This is a genomic window from Pseudoxanthomonas sp. PXM03 (assembly GCF_014852005.1).
GTDB lineage: Bacteria > Pseudomonadota > Gammaproteobacteria > Xanthomonadales > Xanthomonadaceae > Pseudoxanthomonas_A.
Genome location: NZ_JACVAU010000004.1, coordinates 197464 through 214582, shown reverse-complemented (window position 1 = coordinate 214582; position 17119 = coordinate 197464). Strand labels below are relative to the sequence as shown.

Sequence of the window (17119 nt, the reverse complement as noted above, 5' to 3'; positions counted from 1 at the left end):
CATCACGGGAGTTCGCATGTCGGGTACCTCGCGTCGCGGATTGTTCAAGGCTGGGCTCGCGGGACTGGTCGCCTGGCCGCTGTCTTCGCGTGCCAGTGCGGCAGGCACATGCGCGGCGCCGCTGCCACCGCACGCCACCGGCATCGAGGGCCAGCGCAAGGCCGATCTCGGCGACGGCACCTACCTCAATCCCGTCGTCGCGGGCGACCGCCCCGATCCCACGATCCTCAGGGACGGCGACGACTACTACATGACGTTCTCGTCGTTCGATGCCTATCCCGGCCTGGTGATCTGGCATTCGGCCGACCTGGTCAACTGGACGCCGCTCGGGCCCGCATTGCACAAGCATGTCGGCACGGTCTGGGCCGTCGATCTCTGCAAGCACGGCGACCGCTATTTCATTTACCTGCCTTCCCTGGCGAAAGGCGGGGCGTGGAAGATCCACGTCATCTGGGCCGACGACATCCGTGGCCCCTGGAGCGAACCGGTCGACCTGCACATCGATGGCTGCATCGATCCCGGCCACGCGGTCGGCGAAGACGGCCGGCGCTATCTGTTCGTCAACGGCATCCGCAAGGTGCGGCTCACCGACGATGGCCTGGCGACCGACGGGGCGCTGGAGCATGCGTACAGTCCGTGGCGTTACCCGGATGACTGGATCACCGAGAACTTCGCGCCGGAAGGCCCCAAGCTGACGCGCCGCGGCGACTGGTTCTATCTGGTCACCGCCGTCGGCGGCACCGCCGGCCCGGTGACCGGCCACATGGTGATCGCCGCACGTTCGCGTTCGATCCACGGCCCATGGGAACACTGCCCGCACAACCCGCTGGTGCGCACGCAGGACGATGCCGAACCCTGGTGGTCGCGCGGACACGCGACGCTGGTCGACGGTCCTGCCGGCGACAGCTGGATGATCTACCACGGGTACGAGAATGGGTACCGCACGCTCGGGCGGCAGACGCTGCTGGAACCGGTCGAATGGACCGACGATGGGTGGTTCCGCGCACGCGGCGGCGATCTGTCGCGGCCGTTGCCGAGTCCGCGCGGTGGCCTGGCGGGCGGCGCGGGCATGGCGCTGTCGGATGATTTCACTGCCGACCGGCTCGGCACGCAATGGGCCTTCCACGCGCCGCGGCCTGACGAGATGCAGCGCATCCGTTATGGGACGCAATCGCTCCGCCTCGCCGGCGCCGGCGCCGGCACTTCGCCTGCCGATGGCAGCCCGCTGGCCTGCATCGTCGGCGACCGCGCCTACCAGGCGGAGGTCACGCTGACTTTGGTGGGTGAAGGCGAAGGCGGCCTGCTGCTGTTCTACAACCCGAAGGCCTTCGTCGGGCTCGGCTTCACACCGACGGGATTGCGCGTGTTCCAGTACGCCGAAGAACAGACCTGGGCGCGACAATCGATGCCGACCCGGCGCGTACGCATCCGCTTGACGAACGACGACCACGTGATCACCTGGCACCACTCGCACGACGATGGCCGCACATGGAAGCGGCTGGACACGCGGATGGAAGTCTCCGGCCTGCACCACAACGTGTTCGGCGGCTTCCTCAGTCTCCGGCTGGCGCTCTACAGCGCCGGCACGGGCACGGTCGAGTTCAGCGACTTCCGCTACCGCGCGCTCGCCTGAGGCGCGTCACGTCACGCCACGGGCTTCGTTGGCGCGGTCGTTCTCGCGCATCTCGTACCACATGCCATTGAGGATGGCGAAGCTGGCCGCGAGGCTGACGCCGAGTATCCAGGAGAAGTACCACATGGTCGTTCCTCAGTAGGCGTTGTGGTTCTGTTCCAGGCTTTCCGGGCTCACCTTGCCGCGCAGCACGCGGTAAACCCAGGCGGTGTACAGCAGCACCAGCGGCAGGAACACGGCGGTAGCCACCAGCATCACGAACAGCGTCAGGTGGCTGGAAGACGCATCCCACAGCGTCAGGCTCGATGCGGGATGGGAGGAGGACGGCAGCAGGAACGGGAACACCGCCAAGCCTTCGGTCAGGATGATGCCGGCGATGGCGAGCGCCGAGGCGAGGAACGCCGCCATGCCGCGCCCGGCGCGCAACAGCCCGGCAGCGGCCAGTGAGCCCGCCACGCCCAGCATCGGGAAGATCCAGGTCCACGGCATCGCCTGGTAGTTCGCCATCCAGCCGCCGCGCGCGCTGGTCACCTGCTTGAACAGCGGATTGGACGCGGCATCGGTCACGGCCGCTCCCACCACGGCATAACCGTCCACGCCCTTCGCCACCCACACGCCGGCCAGCACAAACAACACCGCCGTCGCCACCGCCGCCAGCGAGCCGAGGCGCCGCGCACGCAGCGCCACCGGCCCGTCGGTCTTGAGCACCAGCATGCTGGCGCCATGGGCCACCAGCATGGCGACGCTGACCAGGCCGCACAGCACCGCGAACGGCGACAGCAGACCGAAGAAGCCGCCGCTGTAATGGATGCGCAGCGTGTCGTCGAAATGGAAGGGCACGCCCAGCAGCACGTTGCCCATCGCCACGCCGAACACCAGCGCGGGCACGAAGCCGCCGACGAACAGCGCCCAGTCCCACACCGCCCGCCAGCGCCGGTCTTCGACCTTGCTGCGGAACTTGAAGCCGACCGGCCGCAGGATCAGTGCGAACAGGATCAGGAACATCGCCAGGTAGAAGCCCGAGAAGCTGACTGCATACAGCGCCGGGAATGCCGCGAAGATCGCGCCACCGCCCAGGATCAGCCACACCTGGTTGCCTTCCCACACCGGGCCCACCACGTTCAGCACCAGCCGGCGCTCGGCATCGGTACGCGCCACCGCGGGCAACAGCGTGCCGATGCCCAGGTCGAAGCCGTCCATCACGGCGAAGCCGATCAGCAGGATGCCCAGCAGCAGCCACCAGATCAGGCGCAGGGTCGCGTAGTCGAGGGGAATCGTGTCCATGTCGTCCTCCTGTCAGGCCACGGTCGTGGACGCGGGTGCCAGCGGCGTGCCTGCCTGGTCGGGTCGCCGTTCGCCGCCGGGCACGTCATCCGGGCCTTTCAGGATCACCTTGCGCAACAGGTACACGTCGATGACCGCCAGCGTGGTGTAGACCAGCACGAAACCGGTGAGCGAGATGACGACCTGGTGCAGTTGCAGTCCCGAGGCGGCCATGAATGTCGGCAGCACGCCGTCGATGGCCCACGGCTGCCGTCCGTACTCGGCGATCAGCCAGCCGGCTTCGATCGCCAGCCAGGGCAGCGGCAGGCTGTACAGCGCCAGCTTCAGGAACCACGGGTACTTGTCGAGCTTCTGCACCGTCGCCAGCCAGAACGCCAGCGCGAAGAACGCGATGAAGTAGAAACCGATGCCCGCCATCAGGCGGAAACTCCAGAACAGCGGCGCTACGCGCGGGATGGTGTCGGCCGCGGCGCGCGTGATCTCCGCGTCGGTGGCGCTGCCGATATCCTCGCGGTAGCGCTTCAGCAGCAGCGCATAGCCCATGTCGCGCCAGTGCTGGTCGAACACCGCCTTCGCCTGCACATCCTCGCGGTTGGCGCGCAGCTGCTGCAGCGCCGCGTAGGCCAGCTGGCCGTTGCGGATGCGGCCCTCCGCGCGTTCGACCAACTCCCCGATGCCCGGGATTTCAGTGTTGAACGAGCGCGTGCCGATCAGGCCCATCACCCACGGGATGTGCACGGCGTAACGGTTGGCGCGCGCTTCCTGGTCGGGAATCGCGAAGGCAGTGAATCCTGCCGGCGCCGGCTCGGTCTCCCACATCGCCTCGATGGCCGCCAGCTTCATCTTCTGGTTCTCGCCGGCCACGTAACCGCTCTCGTCGCCCAGCACCACCACCGACAGCGCCGCAGCCAGGCCGAAGCTGGCCGCCACCGCCATCGAGCGCTTGGCCAGGTCCGCGTGGCGTCCACGCAGCAGGTAGAACGCGCTGATCGACATCACGAACACCGCGCCCAGCACGTACCCCGCGCTGACGGTGTGCACGAACTTGGCCTGCGCCACCGGATTGAACAGCACGGCCGCGAAGTCGGTGACTTCCATCCGCATGGTGACGGGATTGAATTCGGCGCCGACCGGGTACTGCATCCAGCCGTTGGCGATCAGGATCCACAGGGCCGAGAAGTTGGTGCCCAGCGCCACCAGCCAGGTCACCATCAGGTGCTTCACGCGCGACAGCCTGTCCCAGCCGAAGAAGAACAGGCCGATGAAGGTCGCTTCCAGAAAGAACGCCATCAACCCTTCGATGGCCAGCGGTGCGCCGAAGATGTCGCCGACATAGTGGCTGTAGTAGGACCAGTTCATGCCGAACTGGAACTCCATGACGATGCCGGTGGCCACGCCCATGGCGAAGTTGATGCCGAACAGCGTGCCCCAGAACATCGTCATCCGTCGCCAGATGTCGCGCCCGGTCATCACGTACACGCTCTCCATGATCGCGATCATGAAGGACAGCCCCAGCGTCAGCGGCACGAAAAGGAAGTGATACATCGCCGTCAGCGCGAATTGCAGACGGGACAGTTCGACAACGGTCATGTCCGGCATGGCGTAGCGGCTCCCGGGTGTCCGTGGTGGATTCTAGACCCCGCCCATCGCCGAGGGGGGTGACCTTCTGTCGCACCCCCCTTCGCGCGGCCCTGCGGCATCCTGCGCGCCCCGCAGCCGACCGGCTGTCGGGAAAGGGTTGATCCTGATCAATGCGGCCCCCCTGAATGGGCCCGAGAATCCACCGTACCAGAATAGGAGAGGCCGCATGCAAGGCGTCCAGGGGACTTACAACGACAAGGTGGTGCGCCAGTTCACGGTGATGACCGTGGTCTGGGGCATCGTGGGGATGCTGGTGGGGGTGCTGATCGCGGCCCAGCTGTACTGGCCGGCGCTGAACTTCGACCTGCCGTGGCTGAGCTACGGCCGCCTGCGCCCACTGCACACCAACGCAGTGATCTTCGCGTTCGGCGGCTGCGCCCTGTTCGCCACCAGCCTGCATGTGGTGCAGCGGACCAGCCATGTGCGGCTGCTCTCCGACAAACTGGCCGCGTTCGTGTTCTGGGGCTGGCAGCTGGTTATCGTGGCCGCCGCCGTCTCGCTGCCGCTGGGCCTGACCCAGGGCAAGGAGTACGCCGAGCTGATCTGGCCGATCGACGTGCTGATCGCGGTGGTCTGGGTGTCCTACGCCGTGCTCTTCTTCGGCACCATCGCCAAGCGCGCGGTCAAGCACATCTACGTGGCCAACTGGTTCTTCGGTGCCTACATCATCGCGGTGGCGCTGCTGCACATCGTCAACAGCCTGGCGCTGCCCAGCGGCCTGCTGCACTCCTACCCGGTATACAGCGGCGCGGTCGATGCGATGGTGCAGTGGTGGTACGGCCACAACGCGGTGGGCTTCTTCCTGACCGCCGGCTTCCTGGGGATGATGTACTACTTCGTGCCGAAGCAGGCCGGCCGCCCGGTCTACTCGTACCGCCTGTCGATCGTGCACTTCTGGGCGCTGATCGCCATCTACATGTGGGCCGGCCCGCACCACCTGCACTACACCGCGCTGCCGGACTGGGCGCAGAGCCTGGGCATGGTGTTCTCGCTGATCCTGCTGGCGCCCAGTTGGGGCGGCGCCATCAACGGCGTGATGACGCTGTCGGGCGTGTGGCACAAGCTGCGCACCGACCCGATCCTGAAGTTCCTGATCGTCTCGCTCTCGTTCTACATGATGTCGACCTTCGAAGGTCCGATGATGTCGATCAAGACGGTCAATTCGCTGAGCCACTACACCGACTGGACCATCGGGCACGTGCATGCCGGTGCGCTGGGCTGGGTGGCGATGATCACCATCGGCTCGGTCTACGCGATGCTGCCCAAGCTGCTGGGCCGCGAACAGATGTTCTCCATCAAGGCCATCGACACGCACTTCTGGCTGCACACGCTGGGCGTGGTGTTCTACATCGCCTCGATGTGGATCGCCGGCGTGATGCAGGGCCTGATGTGGCGCGCCACCAACGCCGACGGCACGCTGACCTACAGCTTCGTCGAAGCGCTGAACGCCACGTATCCCTACTACCTGGTCCGCCTGGGCGGCGGCCTGCTGGTATTCGTCGGCATGCTGCTGATGGCCTGGAACACCTGGAAGACCTTCCAGGCGGCCCGGTCCACCGCGCCGCAGCCGATCCTGCCGCCCGATGCCAGCCAAGCGCGCGCCTGAGGAACCGACATGAGCAACGGAAATTCACACGAGAAAGTCGAGAAGAACGTCGGCCTGATGGCGGTGCTGATCGCGGTGGCGGTGTCGTTCGGCGGCCTGGCCGAGATTGTCCCGCTGATGTTCCAGGCCGAGGCGATCAAGCCGCTGGAAGGCGTCAAGCCCTACCCGGCGCTGCAACTGGCCGGCCGCGACATCTACATTCGCGAGGGTTGCTACAACTGCCACTCGCAGATGGTGCGCACGCTGCGCTTCGAATCCGAGCGCTACGGCCACTATTCGCTGGCCGGCGAATCGGTCTACGACCGCCCGTTCCAGTGGGGCAGCAAGCGCACCGGGCCCGACCTGGCCCGGGTGGGCGGACGCTATTCCGACGACTGGCATCGCGTGCACCTGATCAACCCGCGCGACGTGGTGCCGGAATCGAACATGCCGTCCTTCCCCTGGCTGGAGAACGCCAAGGTGGACGGCGCCGAAGTCGCCCAGCGCATGAAGACGCTGCAGCGCATCGGCGATCCGTACACCGACGAGGAAATCAACAGTGCCGCCACCGACGTGGAAGGCAGGACAGAACTGGACGCCGTGGTCGCCTACCTGCAAGGGCTGGGCAAGGCCGCGCCGAGGGGAGGCTGAGCCATGGTATCGGGGATCGTGACCGGGGCACTGATCGTGCTGTTCATCGCCGGCTGGGTGTGGGCGTGGAGCCCGCGCCGCAAGGCGGATTTCGAGGATGCGGCACGCATGCCGCTGGGTGAGGAAGGGGAGAACAACCCATGAGCGCAGGCTGGATCGGATTCATCGTCGCGCTGGTCGTACTGAACATCCTGGGCTGCGTGTGGCTGCTGTGGTGGACCGGCCGGCGCCGGCCCGGCGACCCCGCACCGGAAGACACCTCGCACGTGTGGGACGGCGACCTGACCGAGTACAACAAGCCGCTGCCGAAGTGGTGGATCAACCTGTTCTACATCACCATTTTCTTCAGCATCGGCTACATCGCGTGGTACGGCGGCCTGGGCGTGATTCCCGGCTATGCGAAGTGGTCCTCCACAGGCGAGCACGACCAGGTCAAGGCCGTGCAGGACAGGAAGCTGGAAGCGACGTTCGCACCATTCGCCAACCAGCCCATCGACCAGCTGGCCAAGGATCCGAAGGCACTGGCGCTGGGACAGTCCATCTTCAACAACACCTGCGCCACCTGCCATGGCTCCACCGGCCAGGGCGCGATCGGATATCCCAATCTCAGCGACGACATCTGGCATTGGGGCGGCACGCCCGACCTGGTGTTGCAGACGGTGCTGGATGGCCGCGAAGGCGTGATGCCGGAATGGGGCACCGCGCTGACCAACATGGGTGGCGAGAACGCGGTCGACTATGTCATCGCCTACGTCAACGTGCTGAACAACCCGCAGGACGGCATGAAGAACAACTTCATGGCTGCCCAGGGCAAGCCGCTGTACGATGGCCTCTGCGTGGCCTGCCACGGCGTGGACGGCAAGGGCAACCAGGAACTGGGCGCCCCCGACCTCACCGACGACTACTGGCTGTACGGCAACAGCAAGGAGAGCATGCGCACGACCATCAACAAAGGCCGTCATGGCGTGATGCCCGCCCACCGCGAACTGCTGGGCGAGACACGTGCCCGCCTGGTCGCCTCGTATGTCTGGTCGCTCTCGCACAAGCAGGACCAGGCGACCGCCGGCGCGAAATGACCGATTTCACCGAGCCCCGCCTAGACCATCCGCCCCGACCGCTCGCACAGCGCATCGGGGCGGTGTTGTGGCCCAGCTTCTTCGCCGCCGGCGTGGCGACGATGGTGTTCTTCGCCTTCGTCGACCCGCTGACGCTGCGCGACATGACCTTTCCCGACCTGGCCATCAGCCGCGAACTCGGCTACACGCTGGGTTTTTTCATGTTCTGGCTGGCGACGTCGGCCAGCAGCCTGTTCACCTGGATCCTGCTGCGTCCGGCCAGCCGCTTCAACCGCGCGCTGCGCCCGGACTGAGCGCGGCCTGCGACAAACCGTCGCTCCCTCGCGCGCCGATGCGGCGCGAGCATGACGCCAGCCAAGACAGAGTAGCCCATGTCCACGCCAGCACCTCCTCCCTCTCCCGCTCCTGACACCGCCAAGCGGCGCATTCCGCTGGACGTGGTGGATGCGCAGGGCAACTCGTTCTACGTGAGCGAGCGCAAGGTGTATCCGCGCGACGTGGCGGGCACGCTCAACCGCCTGCGCGTGGCAGCGGTGTGGTGGCTGCTGGGCATGTACTACGTGTTCCCGTGGCTGAAGTGGGACGACCGCCAGGCGGTGCTGTTCGACCTGCCTGCGCGCAAATTCTACGTGTTCGGGCTGGTGTTCTGGCCGCAGGATTTCCTGCTGCTGGCGGTGCTGCTGATCATCGCGGCGATGGCGCTGTTCTTCTTCACCGCGCTGGCAGGCCGCCTGTGGTGCGGCTATGCGTGCCCGCAGACGGTGTGGACGGAAGTGTTCCTGTGGATGGAGCGCTGGACCGAAGGCGACCGCAGCGCGCGCATGAAGCTGGATGCCGCGCCCTGGAGCGCCAACAAGGTGATGCGCAAGGGCGGCAAGCACGTGCTGTGGGCGCTGTTCGCACTGTGGACGGGCTTCACCTTCGTCGGCTTCTTCACGCCCATCCTCGATCTCGGCGCGCGCCTGTGGCCCTTTGCCTGGGGCGGCTGGGAAACCTTCTGGGTGTTCTTCTACGCGCTGGCCACATGGGGCTTCGCCGGCTTCCTGCGCGAGCAGGTCTGCAAGTACATGTGCCCGTACGCGCGCTTCCAGAGCGCGATGTTCGACCGCAACACCCTGATCATCGCCTACGACCCGATGCGCGGCGAGCCGCGCGGTCCGCGCAAGCGCGGCCTGGGCAGCGTGCTGGAACGTGCACGCGGCCTGCTCGACCAGGTCACCGCCTACGACTACGTGGTGCGAGCCAACGCGCATCCCAGCGCCGCCGACCAGCGCCTCGGCGCGCACGGCACCATCACCTTCGCCGGTGCCGGCGCGGTGATCGAACCGCTGCCGAAGTTCGTCCCCGAGCAGCTTGGCGACTGCATCGACTGCACGATCTGCGTGCAGGTCTGCCCCACCGGCATCGATATCCGCAACGGCCTGCAGTATGAGTGCATCGCCTGCGGCGCGTGCATCGACGCCTGCGACGACGTGATGGACAAGATGGGCTACCCGAAGGGGCTGATCCGCTATACCACCCAGAACGCCATCGACGGCAAACCGTCGAAGGTGCTGCGGCCGCGCATCTTCGTCTACGGCACCATCCTGCTGGCGCTGGTGGCGGCGTGGGGCTGGGGCGTGTTCAACCGCGACGTACTGATCGCGGAAGTGCTGCGCGATCGCAACGCGCTGTACCGCGAGGTGGCCGGCGACCAGGTCGAGAACAGCTACACGCTCAAACTGGTGAACAAGGACCAGCAATCGCACCGCTACCGCGTGACGCTGGCGTCCGGCCAGCCCGGCATCCGCCTGCGCGACGGCGAACTGACAGTGCAGGCAGCACCCGAGGAAGTGCTGTCGCTGCCCGTCACCGCCACCGCCCCTGCCACCCTGCGCGGCCGCCATGCCGTGACGTTCACTGTCCGCGATGTCGATACCGGCACCGGGAAGACCGTGGAAAGCAGCTATTTCGGACCCATGCAATGACCACGAAGCCCGATCCCTCCGTCGCCGTCGCGCGCCCGTTCTGGAAAGAGCCGATGGTGTGGCTGGTCTGGGGCCTGCCGCTGGCATCGGTCATCGCCGGCCTCTGGCTGGTGGTGGTCGCCGTGCGTGCGGGAGGAGCGGATTCCGTCACCGACAAGGTGCAGCGCGTGTCGCAGATCCAGACCACCGACTTGGGCCCCGACGACAATGCCGCGAAGCGCAAGCTCAGTGCGATCGTGCAGGTCCGCATGGATCACGTGGAGATGATCGCCGTCACCGGTGATTTCGCAGGCACGTCCCCGCTGGTGCTGACGCTCGCCCATCCGACCGAAGCCGCGAAGGACGTCGTCCTGACCCTGGCACGCGACACCGCCGGCTGGACTGCGCCTGCGGAAATCGAAACCACCCACGACTGGAACATCCAGCTCGCGCCGCAGGACGGCGCATGGCGTATCCGGGGACGCCTGCAGAAAGATACCCAGGCCGTGCGACTGGCTCCCTCGCACGGGAGCGGCTGAGCGCCCCTGCATGGACATCCCCGTGGTGCCCTGCCACCACTGCGGCGAGCCGGTCGGCGATGCCGCACGCCGGGTCGATGCGGGCGGACGCGCGTTCTGCTGCGAAGGCTGCGCGGCGGCCGCCGCGTGGATCGAGGATGCGGACCTGGGCAGCTACTACCGCCTGCGCAGCGCGAGCGCCAACCGCGTGCAGGCCGACCGGCTGGATCTTGCAAGCTGGGACCGTGCCGAGTTGCAGGATGAACACAGCCGCGCCATCGATGGCGGCCGCGAGATCGTGTTGCTCACCGACGGCATGCGCTGCGCCGCGTGCGCGTGGCTGATCGACCGCGCACTGGCGCGCGAAGCCGGCGTGCTCGACACCACGGCGAACGCGGTCACTGGCCGCATCCGCATCGCGTGGGATCCGGCAAGCACGAAGCTCTCCGCGCTGCTGCACCGCCTGGCGATGCTCGGCTACCGGCCCTACCTGGCCACCGGCGATGCGCGCGAACAGGCGCGCATGTCCGAACGCCGCCGCTGGCTGCTGCGGCTGGGCGTGGCCGGCCTCGGTTCGCTGCAGGCGATGATGCTGGCCGAGGCGTTGTACCTCGACGTCAACGCCACCATGCCGCTGCCGACACGCGACCTGTTCCGCTGGCTCACCTTCCTGGTCAGCACGCCAGTGGTGTTCTACAGCGGCTGGCCGTTCCTCGCCGGCATGGCGCGCGAACTGCGGGCGCGCCACGTGGGCATGGACACGCTGATCGCCAGCTCTACCCTGCTCGCCTACTTCGCCAGCCTGGTCGAGACGATCCGTGGCGGCATGCATGTCTGGTACGACGCGGCGGTGATGTTCGTCTTCCTGTTGCTGGCCGCGCGCATGCTGGAACAGCGCGCGCGCAACGTTGCCACCGCGCAGGTGGATGCGCTGGCGCGCGCGCAGCCGGTGTTCGCGATCCGCGAACGCGACGACGGCACGCGCGAATCGGTGCCGCCGTCGGCGCTGCGGGTGGCCGACGTGGTCTGCGTGCCCGCCGGCGAGGGCGTGCCCGCCGATGGCGTGCTGCTGGACGCGGCCGCGGATTTCGAGGAAGCACTGCTGACCGGCGAATCGCGACCGGTGCGCCGGCATGCAGGCGAAACCGTGTATGCCGGCACCACCTGCCGCGAGCGTCCGGCACGGCTGCGCGTGACCGCCACCGGCACGGCGACGCGGCTGTCGCAGCTGGCCGAACTGGTCGACCGCGCGCAGGGACATCGGCCGCCACTGGCGCAACTGGCGGATCGCGTGGGCCGGCATTTCGTGGTCTCGCTGCTGGTGCTGGCGGTGTGCGTCTACATCGGCTGGCGGATGTACCAGCCCGAACGGGCGTTCGAGGTGACCCTCGCCCTGCTGGTCATCAGCTGCCCCTGCGCGCTGTCGCTGTCGGTGCCCGCCGTGCTCGCCGCCGCGCACGGCGCGCTGGCGCGCTGCGGCGTGCTGGCCACGCGGCCCGAGGCGCTGGACACGCTGGCGCGCGCCACCGACGTGGTGTTCGACAAGACCGGCACGCTCAGCGACGGCCGTCCCGCACGCGTGGCCGTGGAGGTGTTCGACGGCCTGGACGCGGACGCCGCCACGCGCATCGTGGCCGCGCTGGAAAAGGACAGCGGCCACCCGATCGCGACCGCATTCGCGGATGTCGATGCACGCGCATGGGCGCAGGCCGTGGTCGCGCGTCCCGGCCAGGGCGTGGAAGGCGATGTCGACGGTCGCCATTGGCGCTTCGGGCGCGCGGACTGGGCCGCACACCGGGCAGACGATGGCGGCCTTTGGCTGGGCGATGGCACGCACGGCGTCGCCCGCTTCACCTTGAACGAGCGACCGCGCGAGGATGCCGCCACCGCCATCCGGGCGTTGCGCGCACAGGGCCTGGACATCCATCTGGCCAGCGGTGACAGCGAGGGCGCGGTGCAGCGCCTGGCGCACGTCCTCGGCATCGCGTCGACGCTTGCCCGGCAGTCGCCGGAGGACAAGCTGGCACGCGTGCGGCAGCTGCAATCGGAAGGCCGCATCGTGGCGATGGTCGGCGACGGACTGAACGATGCACCGGTGCTGGCTGGCGCGGATGTCTCGATCGCGATGGGCGAAGGCGCGCCGCTGGCGCAGCGGGCGGCCGACCTGGTCGCCACCGGCCCTTCGCTGTTGCGCATCTCCGACGCCGTGCGCGTGGCGCGGCTGTCGCGGCGGCTGGTGAAGCAGAACCTGGCCTGGTCGGCCGGCTACAACCTGCTCGCCGTGCCGCTGGCCGCCGCCGGCCTGGTCACGCCATGGATCGCGGCGCTGGGCATGGCGGTATCCTCGCTGGTGGTCACCCTCAATGCGCTGCGGCTGGCGCGCACCTCCACGGAGATGGCGGCATGAACATCTTGCTGATGCTGTTGCCGATCAGCCTGGTCCTGCTGGGCCTGGCCATCGCCGCGTTCGCGTGGGCCGTGCGCAAGGGCCAGTTCGACGATCTCGACACACCCGCGCTGGACATCCTCGACGACGCACCGCCGCAACCGCGTCAGGACGCGCGCATGCGCGAAGGCGACGATGGCGCCTGACGTTCCGGTCCTGCTCGCCGCGCTGCTGGCCGGCCTGGTGGGCAGCACGCACTGCGCGGTGATGTGCGGCGGCATCGCCACCGGCTTCTCCGCGATGTCCTCCCGGCAACCAGGCTGGAGCGGTGCCCTGCAGCTCAACCTCGGCCGCGTCGCCGGTTACACGCTGGCGGGCGCGATCGTCGGCGCCTTCGGCGGTAGCCTGCTGGCGCTGGCACGGCACGACACCGCCGTGCTCGCGATGCGCGTCGGCGTGGGACTGGCCCTGGTGGTCCTGGCGCTGCGCCTGTTCGACCAGCGCGGCCGCCTGGATTTCCTTGCCCGTCCCGGCGCGAAGGTCTGGCAGGCATTGCGGCCCCTGCATGCACGCGTGCTGCCGGCGGACACGCTGCCGCGCCGCCTGGTGGCCGGTGCGCTGTGGGGCTGGTTGCCGTGCGGACTCAGCTTGAGCCTGCTCACCGTCGCCTGGCTGCAGGCCAATGCGCGCGATGCCGCCTTGACCATGGCCGCGTTCGGGCTCGGCACGCTGCCGATGATGGTCACCCTGACCTGGTCCGGCGCGCGCCTGGGGCGGCGCTGGCAGCAACCGGCCGTGCGGCGCGTGGCTGCGACCTTCGTGCTCGCGGCGGGCCTGCTGACCATCGCCTCGCCCTGGTTGATGCGGCACCCGGCGCTGCACGGCGTGCTCACGGCACTGGGCTGCCAGCCATTGCCACCATGAGGGCGGATGCGACGCCGGCTTCAGAAGGCGCGAACGCGAAGATGCGCCTGCAGACGCTGGGGCGCGTGGCGCGCGATCCCTTGCGGGCCGCCAGCGCGCTCGCCCTGTTCGCTGGCTGGCTGCTCGTGCCGCAGGCCGCGCTCATCGCCGTGTGCATGCAGCGCGCGTTCGTCGCCCACGAGCCCCCTTTCGTCCTGCTGCCGCTGCTTGGCAGCCTGCTGATCCTGTTGCTGCTGCGCGCAGGACTGGGATGGGCGAGCCGGCGATGCGCCGACCATGCGGTCGAGCGCATCCGCGTTGACCTGCGCGGCAGCATCGCGCGTGCCCTGGTGGCGCGCGGTCCCGCCTGGGTACGCACCCGGCAGAGCGGCGCGCTGGCCGAACGCATGGGCGCACACGTGGATGCACTGGACGGCTATTTCGGCGGCTTCGTGCCAGTACGCGCGGAGGTGGTGGGTGTACCGCTGGCGATCCTGCTGGCGGCGTTCTGCGTGGACCGCACGGTCGGCCTGATCCTGTTGCTGACGATGCCCTTGGTGCCGGTGTTCATGATGCTGGTCGGCTGGAGCGCGCAGGCCGCGAGCCAGCGGCAGTTGCAGGCACTCGCGCGCATGGGCGGACACTTCGCCGACCGCCTGCGCGGACTGGGCCTGATCCGCCTGTATGGGCGTGGCGAGGCTGAACTGGAAGGCATCCGTTCCGCCGCCGAGGAACTTCGCATGCGCAGCCTGCGCGTGCTGCGCATCGCATTCCTGTCGTCGGCGGTGCTGGAGTTCTTCGCCTCGCTGAGCGTGGCGATGATCGCGCTGTACCTCGGCCTGAGTTATCTCGGCATGATCGATCTGCGTGCGCAGCCCTTGACGCTGGGCACGGGCGTGTTCTGCCTGCTGCTGGCGCCGGAGTTCTATGCGCCGCTGCGACGGCTGGCCACGCACTACCACGACCGCGCTGCGGCACTGGCGGCGATGGACGAGATCGCGCTGGTGCTGGACGATTCGGATGCCGTCACGCCGCCCGTCCTTCCGACCACAGCGCCTGCGGGCGCGCTCGTCAGCGCGCGCGACGTCACGTTGCGCCATGCAGGCAATGCACGCGACGTGTTGCGCGATGTCGATGTGGCACTGCATCGTGATCAGCACATCGCCCTCGTCGGCGCCAGCGGCGACGGCAAGAGCACGCTGCTGGAAGCCCTGGCCGGCTGGATTCCGGCCACGACCGGCACGGTGGAGCGCGCACGCGGCCTGCGCATCGGCTACGCGCCGCATCGCCCCTTCCTGTTCGCCGGCAGCCTGCTCGACAACCTGCGCCTGGCGAAACCGGATGCGGGCGACGACGAACTGCGGCGAGCGGCCGAGGCGGCACAGGTGCTGCGTTTCGCGGACCGCCTGCCTGACGGACTGGATACGGTGATCGGCGAACGCGGCTTCGGCCTGTCCGGCGGCGAAGCGCGACGCATCGCGCTGGCGCGCGTGTTCCTGCGCGACCCCGACCTGCTCCTGCTCGACGAGCCCACGGCCTTCCTCGATCCGGACACGGAAGCCGCCGTGCTGCGGGCGATCCTGCACTTCGCACGCGGACGCGGGCTGGTGATGGCCACGCACAGCGCCGCCGCGCAGGCGGCGATGGCGCAGACCTGGCGCGTGCATGGCGGGAAGCTGCATGCGACCGCGGTAGCGCCCCGATGACCGACAGCAACGACACGCTGCCGGTGCGCCTGCGCGAGGTGGTTCTGCGCCACCGCAGGAGCATCCTGCTCGCCATCGCGCTACTGTTGCTGACGCTGCTCGCAGGCACGGCACTGCTAGGCCTGTCCGGACATTTCCTCACTGCCGCGGCTCTGGCGGGCAGTACCGCACTCGGCTTCAACTTCTTCGGTCCGTCGGCCGGCATCCGTGCACTGACCTTCGTACGCATCCTGTCGCGCTACGCGGAGAAGCTGCTCGGCCACGATGCGACGCTACGGCTCGCGCGCGACCTGCGGGTGTGGTTCTTCCGCCGCGCACTGCCGCTGGCGCCGCTGGGCCTTGGCCGCTTCCGCATCGGCGAACTGATGGCGCGGTTGATGGCGGACATCGAAGCGGTCGACGGCGTGCTGGTCCGCGCGCTCGGCCCGCTGCTGGCCGTGCTGTCGCTGTGCGCGCTGGCGACGCTGGTCGCGACGTTCGCGCTGCCGGCAGCCGGCGCCCTTCTGCTCGTCGCGCTGCTGCTGATCGGCGCGCTGGCGCCGTGGCTGGCCGCGCGCAGCGTGGCGGCACTGGAAGACGAACGCGCCGAGGCCCGCATGCGCCTGCGCGCGTCGGTGCAGGAAGGCATCGAAGGCCAGCAGGACCTCGTCGCGATGGATGCCACATCGGCCTGGCTGGCCGCGCTGGACGACCGCAGCCGCGAGGTGGCGCAGTGGGAAGACCTGCGCAAGCGCCGGCTTGCACTCGCCGGTTTGGCGCATGCCCTGGTCACGGCCGCCACGCTGCCGGCGATGCTGTGGGTCCTGCTGTCAGCGGTGCACGCCAACCGTATCGGCGCCGCAGCCGCGGGCGGCCTGTTCTTCATGACGGTCGCCGTACTGGAAGCCTGCAGCGCCATCGCCCCGGCCTGGCAGGCATGGCGCGCCGCCGTCACCGCAGCCGGACGGCTTGAAGACGTGGTGGAGCCGAAGCACGAAGCACGAAGCCACGGGCGCACAGGTGCGCAACCGCCAGCGCCACGCGGTGCGCTGTGGTTCCGCGAGGTGGTGTTCGCCTGGCCCGGCAGCGCGCGACGCGTGCTCGATGGCGCCAGCCTGCGCATCGAAGCGGGCGAGCGCGTGCTGGTCTCGGGCGACAGCGGCGAAGGCAAATCCTCCTTGTTGGCCTTGGCGCTTGGACTGTGTACGCCGCAGGCAGGGGAAGTACGCTTCGCCGGCGACGACCTGCGCACGCTGGATCCTGCACTCTGGCACACCCGCATCGCCTGGCTGCCGCAGGACGCGCCGGTCTTTTCGGGCAGCGTGCGCGAAAACCTGCGCCTCGGCGACCCCGCTGCCGACGATGCGCGTCTGTGGCAGGCGCTGGCGCAGGTGAAGCTGGACGCCCGCTTCCGCGATGCGGACGACGGCCTGGATACCTGGGTCGGCGAAAACGGCGCGACGCTGTCGGCGGGCCAGGCACGTCGACTGGCGCTCGCGCGTGCGCTGCTGCGCGATGCACCGTTGCTGCTGCTCGACGAGCCCACCGAAGGCCTCGACCAGGACACCGCAGATGCCCTGATGCGCGACATCGCGACCGCCGGCGAGGGGCGCAGCGTGCTGATCATCAGCCATGCGACGCTGCCGGATGGCGTGGTGGATACGCGGTATCGGCTGCGCGATGGCAGGCTGGTGAAGGAGGCCATCCCCCTGTAGGAGCGACGTGAGTCGCGACCGCACGAATGATCGACCGTTGCATCGTCGGGTGGAACAGCGCTGCGGAAACACCGGCATGCCCTGTTGCGCTCCATT

The 17119-nt window shown here is 68.5% G+C and carries 16 protein-coding genes; 13 read left to right on the top strand and 3 right to left on the bottom strand.

What is annotated here, in order from left to right:
- The first annotated feature begins 16 nt into the window (after positions 1 to 16).
- Entirely contained in the window at positions 17 to 1633 is a 1617-nt protein-coding gene (locus IB223_RS17230) for a family 43 glycosylhydrolase (protein ID WP_192202969.1), read from the top strand.
- Positions 1634 to 1639: 6 nt separating this feature from the next.
- Here the strand turns inward: IB223_RS17230 and cydX are convergent, their stop codons facing one another.
- From cydX to IB223_RS17215, 3 genes are read right to left on the bottom strand one after another with little or no spacing between them, the layout of a single operon-like run.
- A complete protein-coding gene (gene cydX, locus IB223_RS17225; protein WP_192202968.1) occupies positions 1640 to 1759 on the bottom strand; it encodes a cytochrome bd-I oxidase subunit CydX in 120 nt (39 codons plus the stop codon).
- Between the two features lie 9 nt (positions 1760 to 1768).
- Positions 1769 to 2917 carry a cytochrome d ubiquinol oxidase subunit II gene (gene cydB, locus IB223_RS17220; RefSeq protein ID WP_192202967.1) on the bottom strand — a complete coding sequence of 383 codons (1149 nt, stop codon included), beginning with the start codon at positions 2915 to 2917 and terminating at the stop codon, positions 1769 to 1771.
- 12 nt (positions 2918 to 2929) lie between these two features.
- Positions 2930 to 4516: a cytochrome ubiquinol oxidase subunit I gene (locus IB223_RS17215; RefSeq protein ID WP_192202966.1), complete on the bottom strand. Its 1587-nt coding sequence runs from the start codon at positions 4514 to 4516 to the stop codon at positions 2930 to 2932.
- 208 nt (positions 4517 to 4724) lie between these two features.
- On the opposite strand from IB223_RS17215, the gene ccoN reads away from it, so the two are divergent.
- From ccoN to cydC, 12 genes are all read left to right on the top strand, one after another.
- Positions 4725 to 6164 (top strand): cytochrome-c oxidase, cbb3-type subunit I, encoded by a 1440-nt coding sequence (gene ccoN, locus IB223_RS17210; RefSeq protein WP_192202965.1) that lies wholly within the window; start codon positions 4725 to 4727, stop codon positions 6162 to 6164.
- A gap of 9 nt (positions 6165 to 6173) precedes the next feature.
- Positions 6174 to 6794 carry a cytochrome-c oxidase, cbb3-type subunit II gene (gene ccoO, locus IB223_RS17205; protein WP_185894374.1) on the top strand — a complete coding sequence of 207 codons (621 nt, stop codon included), beginning with the start codon at positions 6174 to 6176 and terminating at the stop codon, positions 6792 to 6794.
- Positions 6795 to 6797: 3 nt separating this feature from the next.
- Positions 6798 to 6938 (top strand): cbb3-type cytochrome c oxidase subunit 3, encoded by a 141-nt coding sequence (locus tag IB223_RS17200; protein ID WP_142126089.1) that lies wholly within the window; start codon positions 6798 to 6800, stop codon positions 6936 to 6938.
- Positions 6935 to 7870, top strand: a complete 936-nt coding sequence (gene ccoP, locus IB223_RS17195; RefSeq protein ID WP_192202964.1) for a cytochrome-c oxidase, cbb3-type subunit III — start codon at positions 6935 to 6937, stop codon at positions 7868 to 7870. Before IB223_RS17200 ends, ccoP begins: the two co-directional genes overlap by 4 nt.
- Positions 7867 to 8163 (top strand): hypothetical protein, encoded by a 297-nt coding sequence (locus IB223_RS17190; protein WP_192202963.1) that lies wholly within the window; start codon positions 7867 to 7869, stop codon positions 8161 to 8163. Before ccoP ends, IB223_RS17190 begins: the two co-directional genes overlap by 4 nt.
- Positions 8164 to 8241: 78 nt before the next feature.
- The gene (locus IB223_RS17185; protein ID WP_192202962.1) at positions 8242 to 9837 is read left to right on the top strand and encodes a 4Fe-4S dicluster domain-containing protein; all 1596 of its coding nucleotides are present in this window, start codon (positions 8242 to 8244) and stop codon (positions 9835 to 9837) included.
- On the top strand, positions 9834 to 10355 hold the full coding sequence (locus IB223_RS17180) for a FixH family protein (protein ID WP_192202961.1): 522 nt from the start codon (positions 9834 to 9836) through the stop codon (positions 10353 to 10355). Before IB223_RS17185 ends, IB223_RS17180 begins: the two co-directional genes overlap by 4 nt.
- 10 nt (positions 10356 to 10365) lie before the next feature.
- A complete protein-coding gene (locus tag IB223_RS17175) occupies positions 10366 to 12741 on the top strand; it encodes a heavy metal translocating P-type ATPase (protein ID WP_192202960.1) in 2376 nt (791 codons plus the stop codon).
- Positions 12738 to 12926, top strand: coding sequence for a cbb3-type cytochrome oxidase assembly protein CcoS (gene ccoS, locus IB223_RS17170; protein ID WP_192202959.1), 189 nt, complete (start codon positions 12738 to 12740; stop codon positions 12924 to 12926). The genes IB223_RS17175 and ccoS overlap by 4 nt, the downstream gene beginning before the upstream one ends.
- Entirely contained in the window at positions 12916 to 13644 is a 729-nt protein-coding gene (locus IB223_RS17165) for a sulfite exporter TauE/SafE family protein (RefSeq protein WP_192202958.1), read from the top strand. The genes ccoS and IB223_RS17165 overlap by 11 nt, the downstream gene beginning before the upstream one ends.
- Positions 13645 to 13685: 41 nt before the next feature.
- The gene (cydD, locus tag IB223_RS17160) at positions 13686 to 15329 is read left to right on the top strand and encodes a thiol reductant ABC exporter subunit CydD (protein WP_225591173.1); all 1644 of its coding nucleotides are present in this window, start codon (positions 13686 to 13688) and stop codon (positions 15327 to 15329) included.
- Positions 15326 to 17023, top strand: a complete 1698-nt coding sequence (gene cydC, locus IB223_RS17155) for a thiol reductant ABC exporter subunit CydC (RefSeq protein WP_192202956.1) — start codon at positions 15326 to 15328, stop codon at positions 17021 to 17023. The genes cydD and cydC overlap by 4 nt, the downstream gene beginning before the upstream one ends.
- The last annotated feature ends 96 nt before the right edge of the window (positions 17024 to 17119 follow it).

Excerpts from the sequence above, each read along its gene's own strand:
- cydX (WP_192202968.1), bottom strand. The coding sequence starts at position 1,759 with ATGTGGTACTTCTCCTGGATACTCGGCGTCAGCCTCGCGGCCAGCTTC.
- IB223_RS17200 (WP_142126089.1), top strand. The coding sequence starts at position 6,798 with ATGGTATCGGGGATCGTGACCGGGGCACTGATCGTGCTGTTCATCGCC.
- ccoS (WP_192202959.1), top strand. The coding sequence starts at position 12,738 with ATGAACATCTTGCTGATGCTGTTGCCGATCAGCCTGGTCCTGCTGGGC.
- ccoN (WP_192202965.1), top strand. The coding sequence starts at position 4,725 with ATGCAAGGCGTCCAGGGGACTTACAACGACAAGGTGGTGCGCCAGTTC.
- cydB (WP_192202967.1), bottom strand. The coding sequence starts at position 2,917 with ATGGACACGATTCCCCTCGACTACGCGACCCTGCGCCTGATCTGGTGG.
- ccoO (WP_185894374.1), top strand. The coding sequence starts at position 6,174 with ATGAGCAACGGAAATTCACACGAGAAAGTCGAGAAGAACGTCGGCCTG.
- cydC (WP_192202956.1), top strand. The coding sequence starts at position 15,326 with ATGACCGACAGCAACGACACGCTGCCGGTGCGCCTGCGCGAGGTGGTT.
- IB223_RS17175 (WP_192202960.1), top strand. The coding sequence starts at position 10,366 with ATGGACATCCCCGTGGTGCCCTGCCACCACTGCGGCGAGCCGGTCGGC.
- cydD (WP_225591173.1), top strand. The coding sequence starts at position 13,686 with ATGCGCCTGCAGACGCTGGGGCGCGTGGCGCGCGATCCCTTGCGGGCC.
- IB223_RS17165 (WP_192202958.1), top strand. The coding sequence starts at position 12,916 with ATGGCGCCTGACGTTCCGGTCCTGCTCGCCGCGCTGCTGGCCGGCCTG.
- IB223_RS17180 (WP_192202961.1), top strand. The coding sequence starts at position 9,834 with ATGACCACGAAGCCCGATCCCTCCGTCGCCGTCGCGCGCCCGTTCTGG.
- IB223_RS17185 (WP_192202962.1), top strand. The coding sequence starts at position 8,242 with ATGTCCACGCCAGCACCTCCTCCCTCTCCCGCTCCTGACACCGCCAAG.
- IB223_RS17215 (WP_192202966.1), bottom strand. The coding sequence starts at position 4,516 with ATGCCGGACATGACCGTTGTCGAACTGTCCCGTCTGCAATTCGCGCTG.
- IB223_RS17190 (WP_192202963.1), top strand. The coding sequence starts at position 7,867 with ATGACCGATTTCACCGAGCCCCGCCTAGACCATCCGCCCCGACCGCTC.
- ccoP (WP_192202964.1), top strand. The coding sequence starts at position 6,935 with ATGAGCGCAGGCTGGATCGGATTCATCGTCGCGCTGGTCGTACTGAAC.
- IB223_RS17230 (WP_192202969.1), top strand. The coding sequence starts at position 17 with ATGTCGGGTACCTCGCGTCGCGGATTGTTCAAGGCTGGGCTCGCGGGA.